Here is a 17897-nt window from a genome sequence, read left to right as displayed (position 1 = left end):
GTAGGGTGGGTTAGCAAAGCGTAACCCGCCAAACGTTATTCAAAATGAAATTATAGACATAGATAAATTTCGATCGTAATGATATTGTTTTATTATCATTAACTTTTTTGTAGAATCTATGAAAAACTATCGTAGAAATAGACAAGTCGGTGCAACTTACTTTTTCACGTTTTGTTTAAATGATAGACGCCGCTGCCTTTTGACCGACTACATTGATGAATTAAGACAGGCTTATAGTAAGACCCAATCAAAACTACCTTTTACTAGTGAAGCCATGGTAATACTGCCTGATCATATCCATGCGCTATGGACGATGCCTGACAATGATGATAATTATCCTGCCCGTATCAGGCTTTTTAAAAGTCACTTTAGTCGTCAACTCCCTCAATCGGTAAAGCAGACGGGCAGTATCAGTCGCATCAATCGTAAAGAAACTGGCGTTTGGCAACGTCGATATTGGGAACATACTATACGTGATGAGTTAGATTTTAATAACCATATGGATTATATTCATTTTAACCCTGTCAAACACAAGCTAGTAAGTTGTGCCGCTGATTGGGAATATTCTAGTTTTTTACGTGAGGTAAAAAAAGGGAGGTATGCTAAAGATTGGGCTACAAATGCGTTCGATGATAGCGATATTGGAGAATAGCCAAAGCTTTATCAAATACTCCTGTTATCGTCAATAAAGGCGGGTTACGCTGTTGCTAACCCGCCCTACGATAGCTATATTGTCAAAGTTAATTTTTTGTAGGGTGGATTAGTTTTATCAAATTCTTAACGAAAATTTCGATAGAGTGTAACCTACCCTTTAATAATACTTAATAGGCGGGTTACGCTTGCGCTAACCCACCCTACGACAGATATATTTCAAAGTTAGTTTTTCGTAGGGTGGGTTAGTTTTACCAAACTCTGAACGAGAGTTTTTATAAAACGTAACCCGCCATTCAACGAATAGACTTATACGCTATCGTCCACCCTATTTACTTTCAATCAAATATCTCACAACCGCTCAATAGAGCGATACAGATACCGATCAAGTCTCGGTACGTCATCGGTATGGACATGTTGATGTTTATTTAAAAACTCAGCTTGCGCAAGCTTTTGACTATCTGGACAAGCAAAATTACAAAGTATCAGGTTTTGTAACTTGCTGCTGTCGTTTTGAGTCAGGATATAAGCGGAATCGCCAAATACTTCAACCCAGTTCTTTAAGATGGTTTGGGTGTAGCCGTGCTCGCTATTGGGCATGCCAATCACGTTTGCCATAATGTATTGACTATTGGCTTTGAACCCAGTCAGCGCCTCTAGGGTATATAAGTTACTCGCGACAAAACGCCCTTGAAAAGCATCAATCAGCATAAAGTCATAACGTGCTTGCGCGTTACGGGTCAAATAACCGCGCGCATCATCGCCGATGAACTTGATATTGGGCGCTATAGATGCTTTTAAAAAGTGCTCTTCGATAATCTTGGGTAAGCCTTTATCAATATCGATGACCGTCAGCGCCATATTAGGATTGTGATGTGCCACTTCGCTTGGTGTACCCATACCCGCGCCGCCCAAAAACACAAGCGTCTCAGGGGCAATCTCATTGATAGCCTCTACGGTAACCTTGCCATACCAGTGACAGTTCTTTTTGGGCAAATATATCCAGCAGCTGCTCGTTGATAGTCCAGGCTTGTCAGTGATGGTGACTGCCAGCTGATGATCGATAACCGTCTGGTTGATAAACCAAGCGCCCGTCGCGGTCTGATAGCCTGTATCGGTCTTATTCAACAGTATGAAGCTCATGGTCATTACAAACGCCGATAACGCTAACATATAGTTAAGCGTCGGCGTAGATAGGCTCACAGGCTCGTCGCTCTGTATATGTATAGCGAGCTTGGTACATAGATAGCTACTGATCGCAAGGGCGGCGATAAATAGCGCCAAGCTACTCATCAGGCCAATATAAGGCAGTAGTATAATTGGCGTCAGCGTCGAGCCAAGCACACTACCGATAGTAGTGACCGCTACCATCATCCCCGCGTTCTTGCCTGCATCGACACTGCCATTATTGTCCAAGCTTTTATATTTCAATGATAAAAACTGGGTAATCAGCGGAATCGCCGTCGAGCCAAACGCTAGCCCTACCCCAAACAGCAAGCCAACACCGATAGCCGCGAGGATTGGACTGTCTGTGCTAGCAGTCATGACTGCAAGCAGTGGCAATTGAATAATACAGGCAATCGCGTGAGAAACAGCAGACAAGGACAAGACATGCCCTGCTTTTAATAGTGCTTGTCTTGGGGTATGGATATCTTGTGACAGGCGTCCGCCATACCAGTAGCCCACAGCGATAGCGATTAGCACCATCGCGAGGATGACACCTGTGATAGAGATAGACGAGCCGATATACGTCGCAGAGATACGAATGGCATAGATCTCGATACCGAGACCAGCAAAGCCTTCTAGTAGCGCGATGACTAGACAGATACCTAAGACTTTCTTTTGCATAGCACGACTCATCAGCACAATATTTTGTGATGATTTTACACTATTCTGGGTGGGGCGTAATGGTGGGTATGTTTTAAGTTTTTAAAAGAAAAATGGATAATTGGATGAAACTAAGGCAAAACTTTACAAGATGAACCATTAGGAAGATCGCACTCTATACGAGCATCAGAAGGTGATTTAGCAATAGCTATAATCTTTTGTTGTGTTTCTACTGTCCATCCTGTAGCGTCAGTAATTGATTTGCAAGCGCTTATAATTGGAGCAATTGGTGTTGCATTACTATTATTCTTAGTATAAAACAAACTGTTACTATAATTTTCTACCTCTGACAAGCAAGCATTTTATTGAGCTTTAAAAGTATATTAAGTGTAATTAGGAATAGCAATTGTAGCCAATAACAACAATCATTATCCCTATTAATGTAAAGCCTTTTTATAATTGTTGAGTCATTATATTCGACTAAAGTTATATTTAGTGAGTAAGGTATGAAACAGAAATTAGGCCAATAACAGTATTCACTTAATGTTTGTAAATTTCTTCGATATAAAAAAGCCAAACACAATGCTTGGCTTTTAAGTAGTATATTCATATTGTGAGCTGCGCTAAAAGCCCAGCCTACGCCTGTTTTCAAATGTTAGCAGTCTAACCAACCAGCAGCACATACATCTGTACCAGCTAAAGTAGCGACTGTCCAAGAAATTTCAGTAGTATTTGTAGTTACGGGAGTAGCGGTAATTGTATCATTAGTGCCGTTACCATCAATGTCACCAAGATTTGCAGTTATGACACCATCGGTTACATCTGTAACCGCACCTTGAGCAGCAGGAATACCTTCGGCACCAGCATCACATGGTGTTAAAGCACCACCGTTAGTTTGAGAACACAAAGCAATAGCAGTACGATACGTAGTAGTATCTGAGTATTCACTTGTAGCATTAGCACCGCGAGTATAGTTCTGATATTGAGGAATAGCGATCGCAGCCAAGATACCGATAATGGCGATAACGATCATAAGTTCGATTAGGGTAAAACCTTTTTGAGCGTTCATAGGAACTCCTTTAGGGATAGTACGAAGATATCTCTATCTTCAGTTATAAGGGTAATGCTTTCTTATCTTAGTTGTTGCATGTAGTGTGCCAAGTTATCGTTTCTAATTCTTTTATCTTAGTTCGTATTTGATTCTAACTCGTTTAAATACTCTTTAAAGGTCTATTGAAGCTCAATAAGATCAATATTTTGGCTTATGTTACGTAATACTTACTCAAAATTGTCAGTACAGATATTTATTACGTATTTTGAATACTATTTACTGACATTTTTTGTCAATGACTTATTCATTACTGCCATTCGCTACCTGACCCGCAATAAGTCCCTCTACATTTCTCTCCAGTGCTGTCTAAAGTCAGGCTACCATCGCCTGCCATGCGTGTACCTGTTATAGGGGCCGCCGTAACTGTCCAATCTTTACTAGTAAGGGTAGTCGCATCATTAGGCGTGACAGTAACAATATATAAAGCTGTACCCGATGATGGAAAATTCACGCTACCATCCGTAGCAGGTGTACCTGACAATACAGAGGATAGTGGAATTCTATCGTAACGCTTATAGTTGGTTTTGCTTGACTCTATACGGGTTGCAATCTGCTGCATCTCACTCATCATATCCGCGCGATTTACCCTTTCCACATATCCTTGATAACTCGGATAAGCAATGGCTGCCAATATACCGATAATAGCTACGACAATCATGAGCTCTATTAAGGTAAAGCCTGTCTGCGGCGCCGCCTTGATCGATGAGCTATGTGTAGTAGTACTATAGTAAATTACCATGTCGTCTGTCCCGTACCACAATCGGCATCCGTGATCTCAAAATCAGCACTGTTAGCGCAGCGTACGCCTTGGCTGGTTAGCATGAAGTTGTCTGCACCTACCATATCGATGGGCGTTGCTATCATAACCCAATTATTAGCGCGCCCGCCGCCTTGGTGCAAGGTGCTAAAAGTCGTCGGTCCTGTCAGATGTCCCAGCGTGATCACATAACGCGGATTAGTAGTCGGTGAGTTTATCGCGCCCGTAGTATCGGCAATAGTATTAGGCTTAAAACCTTTATAGGTTAAGGCTTTGGCTCGCCACTGTTCAAGCTCATTACTCAGTGCGAGCATCTTGCTCTGCACATCGGCCTCCGCATTACGAATGATATAGGCGCGATAGCTTGGTATAGCGATAGCAGCCAATATAGCGAGTATGGCGACAGTAATCATCAGCTCTATAAGCGTAAAGCCTATTTGTCGTATCATTTTATCGTTCGATAGTTTAGACATATCAATGCTCAATCCAGCTTAATGGGTTGATGCGTTTGTCCGTATTGAAGCCAGCTAAAGGGTCACAATCTATACCCGTACACGCAGGCGGCTCAGGATCACAGTCACCATTTGGGCAGATGAGTTTGGGGGTACAGTCGTCACCCTCACAGCGGTTCACTAGTCCACTAAATATACTGGTATCATTAAACTGGGTGACAATATTGTCGACAATACCTGAACCTGCATTGAAGGTAGAGCGAGCAGTTACTACTGCATTACCACTACTATCTAAGCAAGTACCGAAGGGCAAACAAGTGCGTTCGCGTTGAGTCGCACCTTTGACACCAGCGCTACAGGCTTGAACAGCTTGACCCTTGTCAGGGTTATATGAAGAGGACACTAATATACCAGCTAGTGCATCAGGCTCATTGAACATTTTCATCTTGTAAGGGCCTGTAGTCTGCTTTGCCTCATTTAACCAAGTATCAAACGGCATATACCAGCCTTGGACAATACCTTTCTCCATGTTTTCTTTAATGCCTGCCCTAGCAGGTGCGCCTCCTGTTACCGCTGCTGCACTAATATCAGCGGCAGAAAATGTCAGTTTTTGTAGTTTGTCGTTTCTAGAAGTCGTACCTGCTACCTTGTTAATTGGTGTGCGTAAACTGATTGTCGGCGCTGTTCCTGTTCCATAGAAGAATAGATCACTACGAGACACGTCCTTATCGATGACGCTGTATAGCGCATTAGGAACACTCCTTGTTGCAGTTACTGGATTACTACGATCTCCTGTGCCTACTGTCACCATAGCTTGTACACCACTAGCAGTGCCTGACTGATTGTCCGCATCGATATAACCGTACCTGCCATTATAAAAAGTGATTAGCGGGCGCTCGTAAATACGTGGTGGCGCATCGCCAGTACCCACTTGGTCACTGACATCGAGCACTTTAACGACTCGATCTACTTTAAAGTTATTGGTATCTGCATTGTTATTGATATCAGCGCGCCAAACTTGTCCGCCTAAATCAGCAAAGTAGATATGATCCGTCAGACCATCATAGTTGCGGTCTAAGGTTCTAATCTGAGTCACGACGCTATGCTTAAGATCGTCTGCTTTTGAATACTGTAATGAGGCACTAGTAGCAGTAGAAGCAGCGGTAACACTAGTACCACTATTATTAGCCCACCATAACAACTTGCCATTACCAGTTGAGACATTTACTTTTTCTTCGTTATTGGCTTTGGTTTCAACTTCACCCATCTGCACCATATAGACGCCATTACCTTGAGCTGTCGTTTTACCATTACAGCCTGTAACCGTATTGGTTGTGACAGTAGAACCAAGCTTAAACTTTGGATCTTCGTAGCAGGTATCATAACCACCAGGTAAGAAGCTCACCATGACGCGTTTACCGCCGCTTTTAACGTAGCCTAGAGCAGGCTTGCCCCATGATTGACCCATTTTTGCGAAGGCTAGCTTTTCTGCTGCTACGGTGCTACTTGTAGTACCTGCTAGCACTGTTGGAGTGGCTCCAAGTTGATCTTGTAGCTTATTAGCGTAGTTAGAACCGACGCTATATATCATCTTAGGAGTACTAGGAGTTGAGACATCTAGGGCATAATACATAGAGCCGCCCATGCGTAGACCACCTAATGCAAAGCTCTGCTCCGCTTCAAAAGTATTCGTCGTGGTAGCTGCATCGCCCGTACCTGTCGTATTAGACTTTGTAGTGTAAGAGGCGTACGTTAGCCAAGGCGCATCGACACCATAAGGATAGCTGCCATCTTCGGCAGTACCATTGCCAGCAAGTGCTTTGGGTTGTAAGTCAAGGATCTGCTTGGGCACAAAGGTAAAGACCTCCTTACCCGTGCTATCATCGAGCATATGCAGAGCGCCATCCATAGAACCATATATTACGTAATCTTCACGTTGACTAGTATCAAACTTGCCCGTAGCATCGACAGCTACTTTTTTGGTGATCAGCTGCGGTATAGAATGCAGCACACCACCGACATTCTTCAGATCAGTATTTAATGAGGCAGTTATTGCGGTGCCATCAGTTACTGTCGTGCTTGTAGATTCACCATATCCCATAAAGTTTAGTAGCGCGATTTTTTTGGGGTTGGTATATCCATTGGCCGTCGTCAAAGTATTAAAGTTTACAGGTTTCTTGTCTGCAGTCACCTTTAGATTGACTAAACTACTGCCATTATTTACAAACAGATTGCGACTGCCTGATGCGGTTGCACCTGTATTTTCAAATACCTTTTGGTAAGCACCGCCCACTTGCGGCAAACCTCGGTCAGGTCTTGAGGCAGCAACAGTATTCCATAAATCATAAGTATTTTTTGCAAACAAACCACTGTTATTAGAGAAGACAAAATTATTATTACCACCGAGCAAAGTGGCATTTCTAACCTTGTATTTTTTTAGGTTGCCGTTCCATAGTCTGGATGATCCAGGGAGAGGCTCGAGTATAGGTAAATAAGCAAATTGACGCGATTCTAGTCCCCCTAGACTGTCAAGCGGTACAGACATCGTGCCTGCTGATATGGGAGCAATCTCAGTTTCACCTACGTCTCTAACGAAGTTCTTAACACTCTCGGCAATATCTACCGACCCAGCAACATAATCAAACCCACCTTCACCATAGCCCTGGCCTTTTTCACCAAGCTTACATAGGTTCTTGGCGTCTATACTATTAATATTAGCATCATCACAGTTATAGACAGGTTTTCCTTCGAATGAAGTTTGTTCTAGTGTTGATAGCTCTCTATATACACTGCCTAATCCTGCTGTTGCGGTCGCAATCGCATCTCCTCTAGAATTATTGTCACTGTTTAATGCTTTTGCATATTCTCCAATCAACTCCCATTCAGGCCTACCGACGTTGGCTCTGGTTCGAGGATCTATGCCCGAATAGTAATAGCTTCTTAGAGAGGTAAGCTCAGGGTTGCTAACATTATTAACAGACAGCGAACTTCCTACCAAGCTCGTATTCATCAGGCTTTTAGTGTTTGGCTCTGAATAAACACTGTTGGGCTCACCATCCGTCAAAAAGTACACACCGTAACCATCACATTGGTTTGCAACATTAGGCATAGGTGAATCATACTTTAATCCACTAGTTATTTTAGTGCTACTATCTGAGAGCAAAAAACCACTTGCTGGATTGACTACTTCTACTGGTACCTCAATTTGCTTATAATAAAAAGTGACGTCTCCACTTCTACGAGGATAAACCGTACTACTACTTAATACAGAGGGATCTAAGTTTCTAGTGTTAAATTGACTAACGACTGAAGAGTAGCTCCCCCCAACACACTCATAATATTTATTACTACCAATAGTAGAAACTTCTGAACTCACATTATTACATTTATATAAACTATCTCTATTTCCGCGCTCAGCAACTGAAGCACCAACTGCTTCGTATCGTATTTCGGTCTGGGTTGATCGACTGACTGTGGTTGTCCCTAACATATACGCGCCAGCTTCGGCATAAGCATTCGCTATCGGAGTATATGTCGTTGGGCTCAATGCAATAATCTTATTGATAAGCGCTTTCCTATTTGGAAGCGTCAGATCTGCTGCTGGCGTATCTATTTTTCCACCACCTGCACCACTTCCTCCAAAAAAGCTACCCAAACCGATTTTGTATTTAGTCAAATCCTCATCTGGACCGAACCCTGAGGTGCCTTTAGGGTTGGCAAACAGTGGAATAAGCGCCATTTTCAAACGTGATATACGGTCATAATATCTATTTCCAAAGCGATCTAATTTATAAATCACTCTATATGACAAACTACTATCAACAATGCTAGTACCAGCATCGTTATAAATGCGTACAGGTTCGTTTGCAGCATACAAGTTGAAAAGTGCGACATCTGGATAATCGTCTTGAATATGCCTAACGCCTTGTTCATCCATACTTAAAGAGTTATCTAGCATCATCATGATTGAGGCTTTGCCACCTGTCGCACCTTGATAGATTTCTAAATCACTAGTATGACCAGCACTCGTTGCCATACAGGCCAAAACGACTGTCGATAATACTTTGATAGGCCAGCCTTTCATAATAGGGTGGACTCTATCAGTTGTGATTCTGTTCAAGACTCTCATAGTAATCATCCCTAAATATTGATTGCTGTTATAAATAAACTGCTAGTCATCTATTGCTTTTAAGCTGGCGCGCTAAACATAGCAGCCGCTTAAATAATTCTAGTTACCAGAAACACAGGTCACACCAACTGGCTGGTTAATATAAGTCTGCTGTTGGGTTTGATACGGCACGCTCAGTGCGGTCAGACAACTGTCTACAGTAGTAGACCCTGTACGCATCTGCTTAAAGCAGCCCGCGATAGAAGTAGTATCATTGCTACTCGCATTACCCAATGGTGCGCTAGAGAGTGCTGGTATGACTGAAGTGACGTAACCTATAAAGGTAGTGCAGCCAATAGCGGCATTGACCCCAGTTGTCGCAGGCTCAACATTGTTAGACGAGGTACCTGAACCTTCTTGAGAGAAAATACCACTGCTCTCAGGTCGTACAAACGTCATCTGAGTAATTACCCGACCTTCACTGACATAGTCATTACTATCGTTAGGATTGCAATAGCCGTTGTTTTTGTCCGTCAATAAAGCATTACTTTCATTGAGTTCGCTAATCTCAAGAATACTAAATAGCTTAGTACTACGCGGTCTAACACAAAAGCTGATCTTATGACCTTCACGCTCACTACTCGATATATAGCCTTTGAGAGTGTCGTTCTTTTCGCGGCTAGCAGCACTCAAGATACGATCTTCTTTTTCAACTTTTAATAGAGCAGCATCATTGGCTTGAAACAGTAACTTATTAACCTGATCAGCCGTTGCCACTTTGAGATCGGTGGTGCTCTGCCTAACAGCGATTGCTCCTACTATCATAATTAAAATAAGCACTAACAAAACCACAATTAGCGCGACACCAGATTGATTATGCAAACTTGTGGACACTTTAGGGTAGTTCATAGTTTCAGGTTTCATTATAGACCTCCTCTAGCATTACGTAACAAAATAGTCGTCTCGTAAATATTACGTAAGTAGGTTGGCCCAGCTGCGACAGTGTCACTAAGCTCTGCATCGACTTTATCCAACACTGTGAACGTCAAATCACTATTGTTTTGCGCAGTCGCGGTTGGATTATTTGAACGCGCTAATATACCTATCTGCAAGCTGACAATACGCCTAGTGTCGAGTACTGTTGCCAGATTTGCCGCTGCGGGAATCTGTACGTAAGCTATATCTAAATTTGCAGGATCAGTAGCGAAGTCTCTGCTAGAGGATATCCCTAGCGTTGCTCTAAAATAATCAACATTAGGAATAATGATAGTGCCTGTACCTGCTAAGTTGTTTGCTGTGGCATCTGTTTCACCAGGTACGATGTAACTGGCTATATCTATACCAGTTGCGCCTCCAGCAGTTGTCTCGTTATAACTATAAATAGCTGAAGCACAGGCTAACCCTGGTGCATTAGGAGTAACTGTCGTATCCGTTCGCACAAAATAGCGTTCAATGACATAGAACCCTTGTGGTATCACATCACCTTCACAGTCAAAAGTACCTTCTCTATCCGATCGATATTGAATCGTTAGCTGATCACTATTGGCGATACCTTTTAGATTGCTAGTACTGTTAGCAGAGGCATTGCTAGATAACAAAGCTACTGGAATAGCGGCACCATCTAGTGTCAATCCAGATAAATTACCTTGTAACCAACTGACTGGTGTAGGAGGAGTCGTAACAGGAGCGACCCCCGTTGGCGCTGTGAGTACCACTCCGCCCTGCGGGGTCAAATGATTCATAAAAAACTCATTAAAAGCCCCTGTTGATTTGGCACCATAGTTAGTACGTCTCAGGTGTTGCTGCATTTGAGAAAAGCCAAAAATAGCATTATCTTGAATCTGAGAGCTGGCTTCTTGTCTACGACTGTTGACTGAACTGGTATAGAATATCTGCAATGCTGCAGCGGAAACGAGCAAACCTAGTACTAAAGAGATCATTAATTCTACTAAAGTAAAGCCTTTTACTCTAGTAAAAGCTAGAATTTGCATAGTAGGTACACTATTATTTGAAGCGCATGAGTGTATAGAGTTATGATGCTTTGAATTCATCTTATATCTCCATCATCATACAGGTAGCTGCAGAATGATAATTGCCACCCGCTTGTTCGGCTACATCTTCGGTAGCGGCCACTTGCGCCGTTAAACAGTTTGTCTCATCATCACTACCAATAGTCGCTGTAGTATCACCCCATGCGGAAATTAGACAGTATGAATACATAATATTAGTTGTTGGATCAGTGCCATTACCACCCGTATTAGGACAAGGATGCATCTGTATCTGAAAATCATAATTCTGTAGATCAAGTTTAAATTTATAACTTTCGGCCTCTGCAAGCTGGACAGAGGTACACAAAGTCGTTACTGCCGCACCATCAAGACCACACTGAGTACTAGGCGCAGTGACAGAATCGATATCATTAATTTGAGTTTCATAAGTTTCGATAGCAAAAGGATTGGCATGAATCTTTTCTGCTATATTACGCATCATGACCAGTGACTGCGAACGCTCAAAAGACTCATTGGTTGCTTTTATAGCTCGGCCTTGTAACGCACTATAACCTAATACGGCTACTGCTAATAAAAGCAGAGCAACCATTACTTCTACTAAACCTACCCCTGTCTGTGTAGTATTACTGTTCATTAACAGCTCCCAGTGTTTGTAACACTGATATTAGCGATTTTGTTAACTGTGACATGTCTTGAGGTCTCGTTAGTAGAACTATCATCGCAGATAGTATAGACAACTTCAGTGCCTGCCCCGCTTATCACTTTATTCGGTTGAAATACGACCTGAGTAGTACTAGCAGGCGTAATAGATTGACTGACAGTACTCTGCCTATTAACGTTATAACTAGCTATAACACTATTACTTCTATCAGTTACAGTAATTGTCTTCAAAGCACTATTATACGCAACTGTAATGTTCTGCCGACGAATAATACTCTCAACCTTTGCCTCTTTTAACGCATTCTCAAGCGTCGCCGTTGTCGACTTTACCCGCTGGTTGGCCAATTGCGTACTAATATTGGGAGCTGCGATACTTACGATAATAGCGAGGACGGCGATGGTGACCATCAGCTCAATTAAAGTAAATCCTGACTGTTTAAGTGCTAACTGTGTTGTTGAGACGTTCACACTTGATTCCTATTAATTAGCACTTATTTTGTAGTCCTTTAGACTCATAAAGCGTTTTGCTTAGAGTGATATTTGCGGTGGTCTTAGTGAGCAAAGCTTTTATATCTATATTGTAATGATGCAATTTTTGTTCCAGTCTATAATCATACTTATGCTCTCTTGCAAGCTGGTTGTAGCTAGTACTCTGACTAGTAACACAAAAAGACAAAGAGACTGTTTTTAATATATCGACAAGGTAACCTATAAGCAACAAAAGAGTTGCAAAAGCTTAAAGGTGTTACTATCGATAGAATTTATTGACTGCCATGCGCTAAGGCATAGGCTGATAGCTCATAATTATTAGCAGAGGGTAATGCTGAGGTATAAAAATGAGACACTTGCTCATGTATCGTGCGCCCGAGTGCCTGTAAGCTTGCCCCTGTCGTTGCGACATCATCGAATAAAATAAGGCGTTTGACTGGCGGCATCTGAGTTAACGCAAAGGCATTGTCTAGGTTACTTAAACGCTCGCTACGGGTCAGGCCTTGCTGGGTACTGGTACTGTCGATACGCTTGGCGCCATGCCACAGCGGTATGTTCCAGTGTTTGGAGAGTTGTATCGACAAGATACTCACAGGATCAAAACCGCGCTTGACTAGGCGTGCATTAGTCGTTGGCATAGGTATGATAACGCTGTTGGCATGATGACAGCCATGCGGGCGCGGCAGTTGACGTAAGACATGGACGAGGATAGCAAGTTTTGTCATATCTTCATGATGCTTAAAAGCGCGAATGGCTTGACGTATAGGATAGTCGTAATAGGTCGCCGCCTGAATAGGTAGCGTCATACTAGGTGCGATATCTACAAAAAATGGCGCTGGTAGCCAGACAATATCGTGATGACAGTGCGCGCATAGTAGACCACGACTAAAGCGCTTGCTGAGGGTCTGTGAGTTTGAATGATTATAATCGAGATGGTGCTTTGATGTACTAGGATAAAGACGACAAAGCTGGCAGCGTACGCTTAGATACTCTGCCAGCCACAAGCCACTTTGGTAAGGTGCTTTTAAATAAGATACTTTTGGATAAAGCGCCTTTAAATAAGACGCTAGGGCATGCATAAGGCGCTCTTTGGTTTATTCACCCGTATTAAAACCCTTTCCAATCGTTAAGGACAATACCAAAACCGATCGCGGTATTTTCATAGTCATAATCTATGATCGACTCGCCATAGCCTTGGAACAGCTGCACATAACCATTGACGTTTTCTGATAGCGGATAGATATAGTCAATTTGCGCCGCACCCTTATTGGTACTCGGATTGTAGCGTAGCGTACCGCTGAGGCTTTGCTGTTTTGGCAAATCATATAAGAACTTGATATCACCATATCCTAAGAAATCTTCGATATCTGGGTTGTCCTCACTACTATCACTTTCGTTATTGATACGCGCCCAAACGCGTGGCACGATTGAGAATTTGCCCCATTCAGCGCCCGCCATTAGATAAGCGCGGTTCCATGAGCGCGAGATAGGATCAGAGCGTCCGTTGGAATGATGCACCAATCCTGCGCCAAGCATGCGCAAACGCCCATCAAACGGTAAGTTGGCTGTGACAGGTTGCGTCAAAAAAATCTCTGGCTGATAATCGGTACCGCGAAATGGTCTAGAGTTGTCCTCATTGTAGACCTGCCAGTGCGCTTGCTGGGTGTAACCAAACCAGAGGTCAGCGTTGGTATCGAACAGATCCTCGCCCACCTTGGTCTTGAGCGATAATTGGAACTTTAGCTCAGTGTTACGGATATCGTTTGAAGTGTACTCTTCTCCTGGCTCATCTGGATTGCTAGAGGTTGGATTCAAGTTAGGATCAAAGCTATAAAACAATGGCAATACGTAGTTGGGACGATAAGGTCTGACTGTCCAAGTGCCGCGCTCGCTGTTTTGGTCTAAATCATAGGCAAGACTTAGCGGACTATATTTTTCGATATCATCTTGCGTCACCCCTATGTTTTCTAGTACTTCAGCTTCTCTTTGCGTAAGTCCCACTGTATCCAAGGACTCAGTGGAGGCTGCTGTATCCTCGCTGACTTTGCTTACGCCGTTATCCTTTGCCAGTACCACTTGCGGATTGCCTGATATGGTAGATTTAATCGTCTTTGCCAGATCGACAGGCTGCTTGGTCTCTGTGTAGGTAGGCGTTTTGCCTTGCGATGCCACCTTGTCATAACAGGCTAACCGCGCGGCGCTCACTTGCAAGTCCTGACATTCTAAGAACAATTGGGTTTGGTTTGCTACAAAGGTTTTGCGCTCAGCAGGGGCTCTTGAGCTGCCCAAAACCTCGTCCATCACGGGTGACGTACGCGTGCTTGGGTACTCAACTGTTGCATCGTCAACGGATAGCTCATTATAAGTTTGTGCATAAGCTTGTATGGTAAAGCCACTTAAAGCTAGCGTGATAGCGACACTTAAGGTTGTAGGCAGTCGGCGCTTAGAAGTCATAAGGTGGTGCTCGCTTGAATCAGTATGCAGATAGGATGAAGATGAATGGGCAAGCATAGATGTCCTTTATTTATGGCAATAAACCTAAAGGTGCTGCCAGTAGAAGGTTAAGATAATTAAGATATAGATAATAAAGGTGACACTTAAATTAGAGCTGCTAATAAACGCCAAAGACTATATATGAGATGTCTTTATTGCTATGCATTAATATTGTTGCTTTAGTGTAATGAAATTGCTGACGATATACCAGTATTAATACTAATAAGTCGAAACTTTCGAGACCTGTTTATTACTTATATTGTTTATTCTTTATACAGAGGATAGCGCTCTTAGGGTTTACATGCATTTGTGACAGGCTATTGCAAAATTTGTTACTATCTACGTTTTATACAAAAGACTTAGGTGATCAGATATGGCTAAAAACGCCCTCCAAGCACAGCTGTTAAAAGCAGGACTGGTCGATAGCAAAAAGGCCAAAAAAATAAGCAAACAGTCTGAGCATGCCAAACGTACTGGCGACGATTTGAATGCAGAGAGCAAAAAAGCACTCGCTGCAGCGCAAGCAAAAAAAGTAGAAAAAGATCAAAAACTCAATCAAGAAAAACAACAAGCGTTAGAAGATAAGATGCTAAGAGCCAATATTGTACAAATGATTAAGCAGCATCAGATCCATGATACGCAAGGAGAAGTGGACTACCAGTTCGTTGATCACGCTAAGATTAAAAAGATTCACGTGACTCAAAAGTTCTATGAGCAAATCGTCGCCGGTCACGTGGTGATAGCACGACTTGAGGACAGTTATGCCTTGCTGCCAAGGCCTCTGGCGGATCGTATCAATGCCAAGCTTGAAGGTTTCATCATCGTCTCAAATGACAAGTCTGATACCGAGCTTGACGAAGACGATCCCTATGCCGCTTATGTGATTCCAGATGATTTGATGTGGTAGTTTTTAGCTTTCAAATAAAACAGAGACATCGCGTTGTAGCGAGACTAAAATAATTTTTTCTTACGGGCTGCGCTTACGCTGCTTGATGCTGCAAGAAACTATTTTAATCTCGCTGTATGGTCTTATATCAAACCAGTTAAAGAAGCCCGCGATAAATAAATTATCGCGGGCGGCTTTAATGAAAATCAAAGCTGAGTGTTCAATGTGGTCAGCGTCTGTTCAAACTCTTGACGGCCAATTTCACCTACTTGCTGGGTCACTAGTTGACCATCTTGATAATACAAAAGCGCAGGAGGGCCAAAGAGTTGGTAACGTGCCAAGATCGCTTTGGAGTCCTCAGTAGTCTGTGTAATATCTAAGCGTACCAGTTGCCAATCTTGCATTTGCGCGGGGCGGTTTTGAAATAAGTTTTTGTCCATAATGCGGCACTCGACGCACCAGTCGGCGGTGAGATCGACGATAACTTTGGGGTTAGCAGCAGTAATAGCATCCAATTGCGCCAGTGTGGTAATCATTTTATCATCACGAGCAGTGCTATTAACGATGCTTGCACTGGTGGCAGATGTCGCACTCAAAGACGCTAGCGGATATAAGCTATCCTCATTACCCAAAGCGGCACCTATGATGAGACAAGCCGCCCAAACTCCAGTAGTGAGTGCTAGTGCTTGAGTAAGCATGCGCCCGCGACCGATCCAGCGCCATGCCCATATCGCCACCACCATAAACCACAGCGCCCATACCAGTAGCATCACTGATGAGACAAACACGCGCTCAATCAGTAACAAAGCGACTGCAAATAACAGCAGCGCAAAGCCTTGCTTGATCCAGTCCATCCACACGCCGGCCTTTGGTATGATCTTGCCTTGGGTAGCACCGATAAGAATAAGCGGTGCGGACAAGCCAAAGCCCAGCATAAATAGCGCAGCAAAGCCGAGCCCTGGACTACCGATCGTTGAGACCGCCAGCAGCGCACCAAATAGTGGCGCTGATACACAAGGCGATACTACCAGCGCTGACAAAAACCCTGCAACCAAGCTGCCGCCCGTACTCCCCAGCTTACTATCACCTGCCTGACTCAAGCCTTGCATCTTTTGACCGACAAATCGCGGCATACGCATACTAAAGACACCGAGCATATGCAAGGCAAGTAGCACAAACACTAGAGCAAAGCTCAGCAAGATAACTGGGTTTTGTAGCCAGCCTATGATACCGAGCGACTCACCAAAGATGGCGATAACCGCGCCCAATAACCCGTAGGCTATTGCTACGCCTAACGCATAACTGGTCGTCAATATCACGCCCTTTTTGACGGTTGGGTTTTCTTGGCGAGCGACAATATTAGCGACAATAGGGAGCATAGGAAGCACACAAGGCGTTAATGCCAAACCCAGCCCTGCCACAAACAATAGCATCAGTGCCAGCCAAGGATGCGTCGCCAAACCAAATGGATCACTATCAACCAAAGCATTAGGAGCTGCGTTATTTATGGTCTCTGAACTAGCATCATTAGTACTGCTATTTGAGACTAAAGGGGTACTCGTAGCATTATTATCAATCGGCTCTGCGCTACTGTCTAATACTTCGTTTTCGTCTGTGAGTATCTGCCCATCTGCAAAAACCGCTTTATCATTCGCCGTCGCCTCTGCATCAGATATAGCCGCATTGGCGTTCAGATTGCTTTGCTCAGTATCAGTATCAGTATCAGCTGGCGCGGCTACAGTCTTAGCTGGCGTAGCAGGACTTTTAGTATCAGTATTATCAACAACTTTTTTGTCAGTAGGAGCTTTGGTAGCTGCACTCACCGCTGGTTTGGCCGGCGCTTTTTGCGGAGTCACCGCAACGCTGACGGTCGTATTAATTGTTTCTGGTGGGTAGCATAGACCTGCTTTAGCGCAGCCTTGCCAACCGATGACAATTTTTGCATTATCGATAGGTTGACCTGTGGCATTTGTCAAAGTCGTCGTTGCCACCATATTGCGCTGATCAAATACAGGTACTTGCCCAAAGGTAGGATCGTCGATAGATTTTGGCGATTGACTGTAGGTAAATGGCGCCGCGCTTATGCCTGCAGGCAACGTGAGCTTGATCTGATCTTTGTAGACGTAATGCTCAGGGGTGATATCAAAGTTTATTGCTAAGCGCGTACCTATCGTCTTAGCCTGGCTAGTGCTAGTGACTTGAAACGCTTCATCTACTGGCAAAAAGCTGCTCTGGGCGGCGCTTTTATTACCGAATAAATCGCTCAAACTGGCGGCTTGGGTCGGTGCCGCGCTCATAGCAAGCGCGCCCACGACCGAGCTGCTAGCCAATACGATAGCAAGCGCATAGGACTTTTTCGTCGTTTGGCTTTTGGTCGTGGTACTCTTTAATGACATAAACGTTGACCTATAATTTGAGCTTTGTTTGTTTTTATTGTTATAAATAAAAAGCAAT

Annotated in this window: 14 protein-coding genes; 2 read left to right on the top strand and 12 right to left on the bottom strand. The window is 43.5% G+C overall.

Annotated elements, in window-relative coordinates; genetic code table 11:
* Positions 1-118 precede the first annotated feature (118 nt).
* The gene (locus ACR64J_RS01570) at positions 119-652 is read left to right on the top strand and encodes an REP-associated tyrosine transposase (protein WP_317199485.1); all 534 of its coding nucleotides are present in this window, start codon (positions 119-121) and stop codon (positions 650-652) included.
* Between the two features lie 350 nt (positions 653-1002).
* Here the strand turns inward: ACR64J_RS01570 and ACR64J_RS01565 are convergent, their stop codons facing one another.
* From ACR64J_RS01565 to ACR64J_RS01515, 11 genes are all read right to left on the bottom strand, one after another.
* A complete protein-coding gene (locus tag ACR64J_RS01565) occupies positions 1003-2499 on the bottom strand; it encodes a fused MFS/spermidine synthase (protein ID WP_435950179.1) in 1497 nt (498 codons plus the stop codon).
* A 634-nt stretch (positions 2500-3133) separates the two neighbouring features.
* Positions 3134-3547, bottom strand: a complete 414-nt coding sequence (locus ACR64J_RS01560; RefSeq protein WP_435950178.1) for a prepilin-type N-terminal cleavage/methylation domain-containing protein — start codon at positions 3545-3547, stop codon at positions 3134-3136.
* A 289-nt stretch (positions 3548-3836) separates the two neighbouring features.
* Positions 3837-4328, bottom strand: a complete 492-nt coding sequence (locus tag ACR64J_RS01555; RefSeq protein ID WP_435950177.1) for a type IV pilin protein — start codon at positions 4326-4328, stop codon at positions 3837-3839.
* Positions 4322-4819, bottom strand: a complete 498-nt coding sequence (locus ACR64J_RS01550; protein WP_435950176.1) for a type IV pilin protein — start codon at positions 4817-4819, stop codon at positions 4322-4324. Before ACR64J_RS01550 ends, ACR64J_RS01555 begins: the two co-directional genes overlap by 7 nt.
* Position 4820: 1 nt before the next feature.
* Entirely contained in the window at positions 4821-8927 is a 4107-nt protein-coding gene (locus ACR64J_RS01545) for a hypothetical protein (protein WP_435950175.1), read from the bottom strand.
* A 99-nt stretch (positions 8928-9026) separates the two neighbouring features.
* Complete coding sequence (locus ACR64J_RS01540; RefSeq protein ID WP_435950174.1) at positions 9027-9830, bottom strand: PilX N-terminal domain-containing pilus assembly protein; 804 nt, start codon at positions 9828-9830, stop codon at positions 9027-9029.
* Positions 9830-10897 carry a PilW family protein gene (locus ACR64J_RS01535; protein ID WP_435950173.1) on the bottom strand — a complete coding sequence of 356 codons (1068 nt, stop codon included), beginning with the start codon at positions 10895-10897 and terminating at the stop codon, positions 9830-9832. The genes ACR64J_RS01540 and ACR64J_RS01535 overlap by 1 nt, the downstream gene beginning before the upstream one ends.
* A 61-nt stretch (positions 10898-10958) precedes the next feature.
* A complete protein-coding gene (pilV, locus tag ACR64J_RS01530) occupies positions 10959-11549 on the bottom strand; it encodes a type IV pilus modification protein PilV (protein ID WP_435950172.1) in 591 nt (196 codons plus the stop codon).
* Entirely contained in the window at positions 11549-12043 is a 495-nt protein-coding gene (locus tag ACR64J_RS01525) for a pilus assembly FimT family protein (protein WP_435950171.1), read from the bottom strand. Before ACR64J_RS01525 ends, pilV begins: the two co-directional genes overlap by 1 nt.
* A 293-nt stretch (positions 12044-12336) precedes the next feature.
* Positions 12337-13143, bottom strand: coding sequence for a ComF family protein (locus tag ACR64J_RS01520; RefSeq protein ID WP_435950170.1), 807 nt, complete (start codon positions 13141-13143; stop codon positions 12337-12339).
* Positions 13144-13171: 28 nt separating this feature from the next.
* A complete protein-coding gene (locus ACR64J_RS01515; RefSeq protein ID WP_435950169.1) occupies positions 13172-14575 on the bottom strand; it encodes a phospholipase A in 1404 nt (467 codons plus the stop codon).
* Positions 14576-14930: 355 nt separating this feature from the next.
* Between ACR64J_RS01515 and ACR64J_RS01510 the strand changes: the two genes are divergently transcribed.
* Positions 14931-15464, top strand: a complete 534-nt coding sequence (locus tag ACR64J_RS01510; protein ID WP_317199498.1) for a DUF2058 domain-containing protein — start codon at positions 14931-14933, stop codon at positions 15462-15464.
* Between the two features lie 185 nt (positions 15465-15649).
* On the opposite strand, the gene ACR64J_RS01505 is transcribed toward ACR64J_RS01510, so the two are convergent.
* Positions 15650-17839: a cytochrome c biogenesis protein CcdA gene (locus tag ACR64J_RS01505; RefSeq protein ID WP_435950168.1), complete on the bottom strand. Its 2190-nt coding sequence runs from the start codon at positions 17837-17839 to the stop codon at positions 15650-15652.
* Positions 17840-17897 lie beyond the last annotated feature (58 nt).

This window comes from Psychrobacter sp. DM8 (assembly GCF_051307025.1).
Classification (GTDB): Bacteria; Pseudomonadota; Gammaproteobacteria; order Pseudomonadales; family Moraxellaceae; genus Psychrobacter.
Note: the sequence above shows the minus strand (reverse complement) of the source record. Positions and strands in the feature narration are given on the sequence as shown.

Excerpts from the sequence above, each read along its gene's own strand:
- ACR64J_RS01545 (WP_435950175.1), bottom strand. The coding sequence starts at position 8,927 with ATGAGAGTCTTGAACAGAATCACAACTGATAGAGTCCACCCTATTATG.
- ACR64J_RS01550 (WP_435950176.1), bottom strand. The coding sequence starts at position 4,819 with ATGTCTAAACTATCGAACGATAAAATGATACGACAAATAGGCTTTACG.
- ACR64J_RS01515 (WP_435950169.1), bottom strand. The coding sequence starts at position 14,575 with ATGCTTGCCCATTCATCTTCATCCTATCTGCATACTGATTCAAGCGAG.
- ACR64J_RS01520 (WP_435950170.1), bottom strand. The coding sequence starts at position 13,143 with ATGCATGCCCTAGCGTCTTATTTAAAGGCGCTTTATCCAAAAGTATCT.
- pilV (WP_435950172.1), bottom strand. The coding sequence starts at position 11,549 with ATGAACAGTAATACTACACAGACAGGGGTAGGTTTAGTAGAAGTAATG.
- ACR64J_RS01560 (WP_435950178.1), bottom strand. The coding sequence starts at position 3,547 with ATGAACGCTCAAAAAGGTTTTACCCTAATCGAACTTATGATCGTTATC.
- ACR64J_RS01535 (WP_435950173.1), bottom strand. The coding sequence starts at position 10,897 with ATGCAAATTCTAGCTTTTACTAGAGTAAAAGGCTTTACTTTAGTAGAA.
- ACR64J_RS01570 (WP_317199485.1), top strand. The coding sequence starts at position 119 with ATGAAAAACTATCGTAGAAATAGACAAGTCGGTGCAACTTACTTTTTC.
- ACR64J_RS01565 (WP_435950179.1), bottom strand. The coding sequence starts at position 2,499 with ATGCAAAAGAAAGTCTTAGGTATCTGTCTAGTCATCGCGCTACTAGAA.
- ACR64J_RS01505 (WP_435950168.1), bottom strand. The coding sequence starts at position 17,839 with ATGTCATTAAAGAGTACCACGACCAAAAGCCAAACGACGAAAAAGTCC.
- ACR64J_RS01555 (WP_435950177.1), bottom strand. The coding sequence starts at position 4,328 with ATGGTAATTTACTATAGTACTACTACACATAGCTCATCGATCAAGGCG.
- ACR64J_RS01540 (WP_435950174.1), bottom strand. The coding sequence starts at position 9,830 with ATGAAACCTGAAACTATGAACTACCCTAAAGTGTCCACAAGTTTGCAT.
- ACR64J_RS01510 (WP_317199498.1), top strand. The coding sequence starts at position 14,931 with ATGGCTAAAAACGCCCTCCAAGCACAGCTGTTAAAAGCAGGACTGGTC.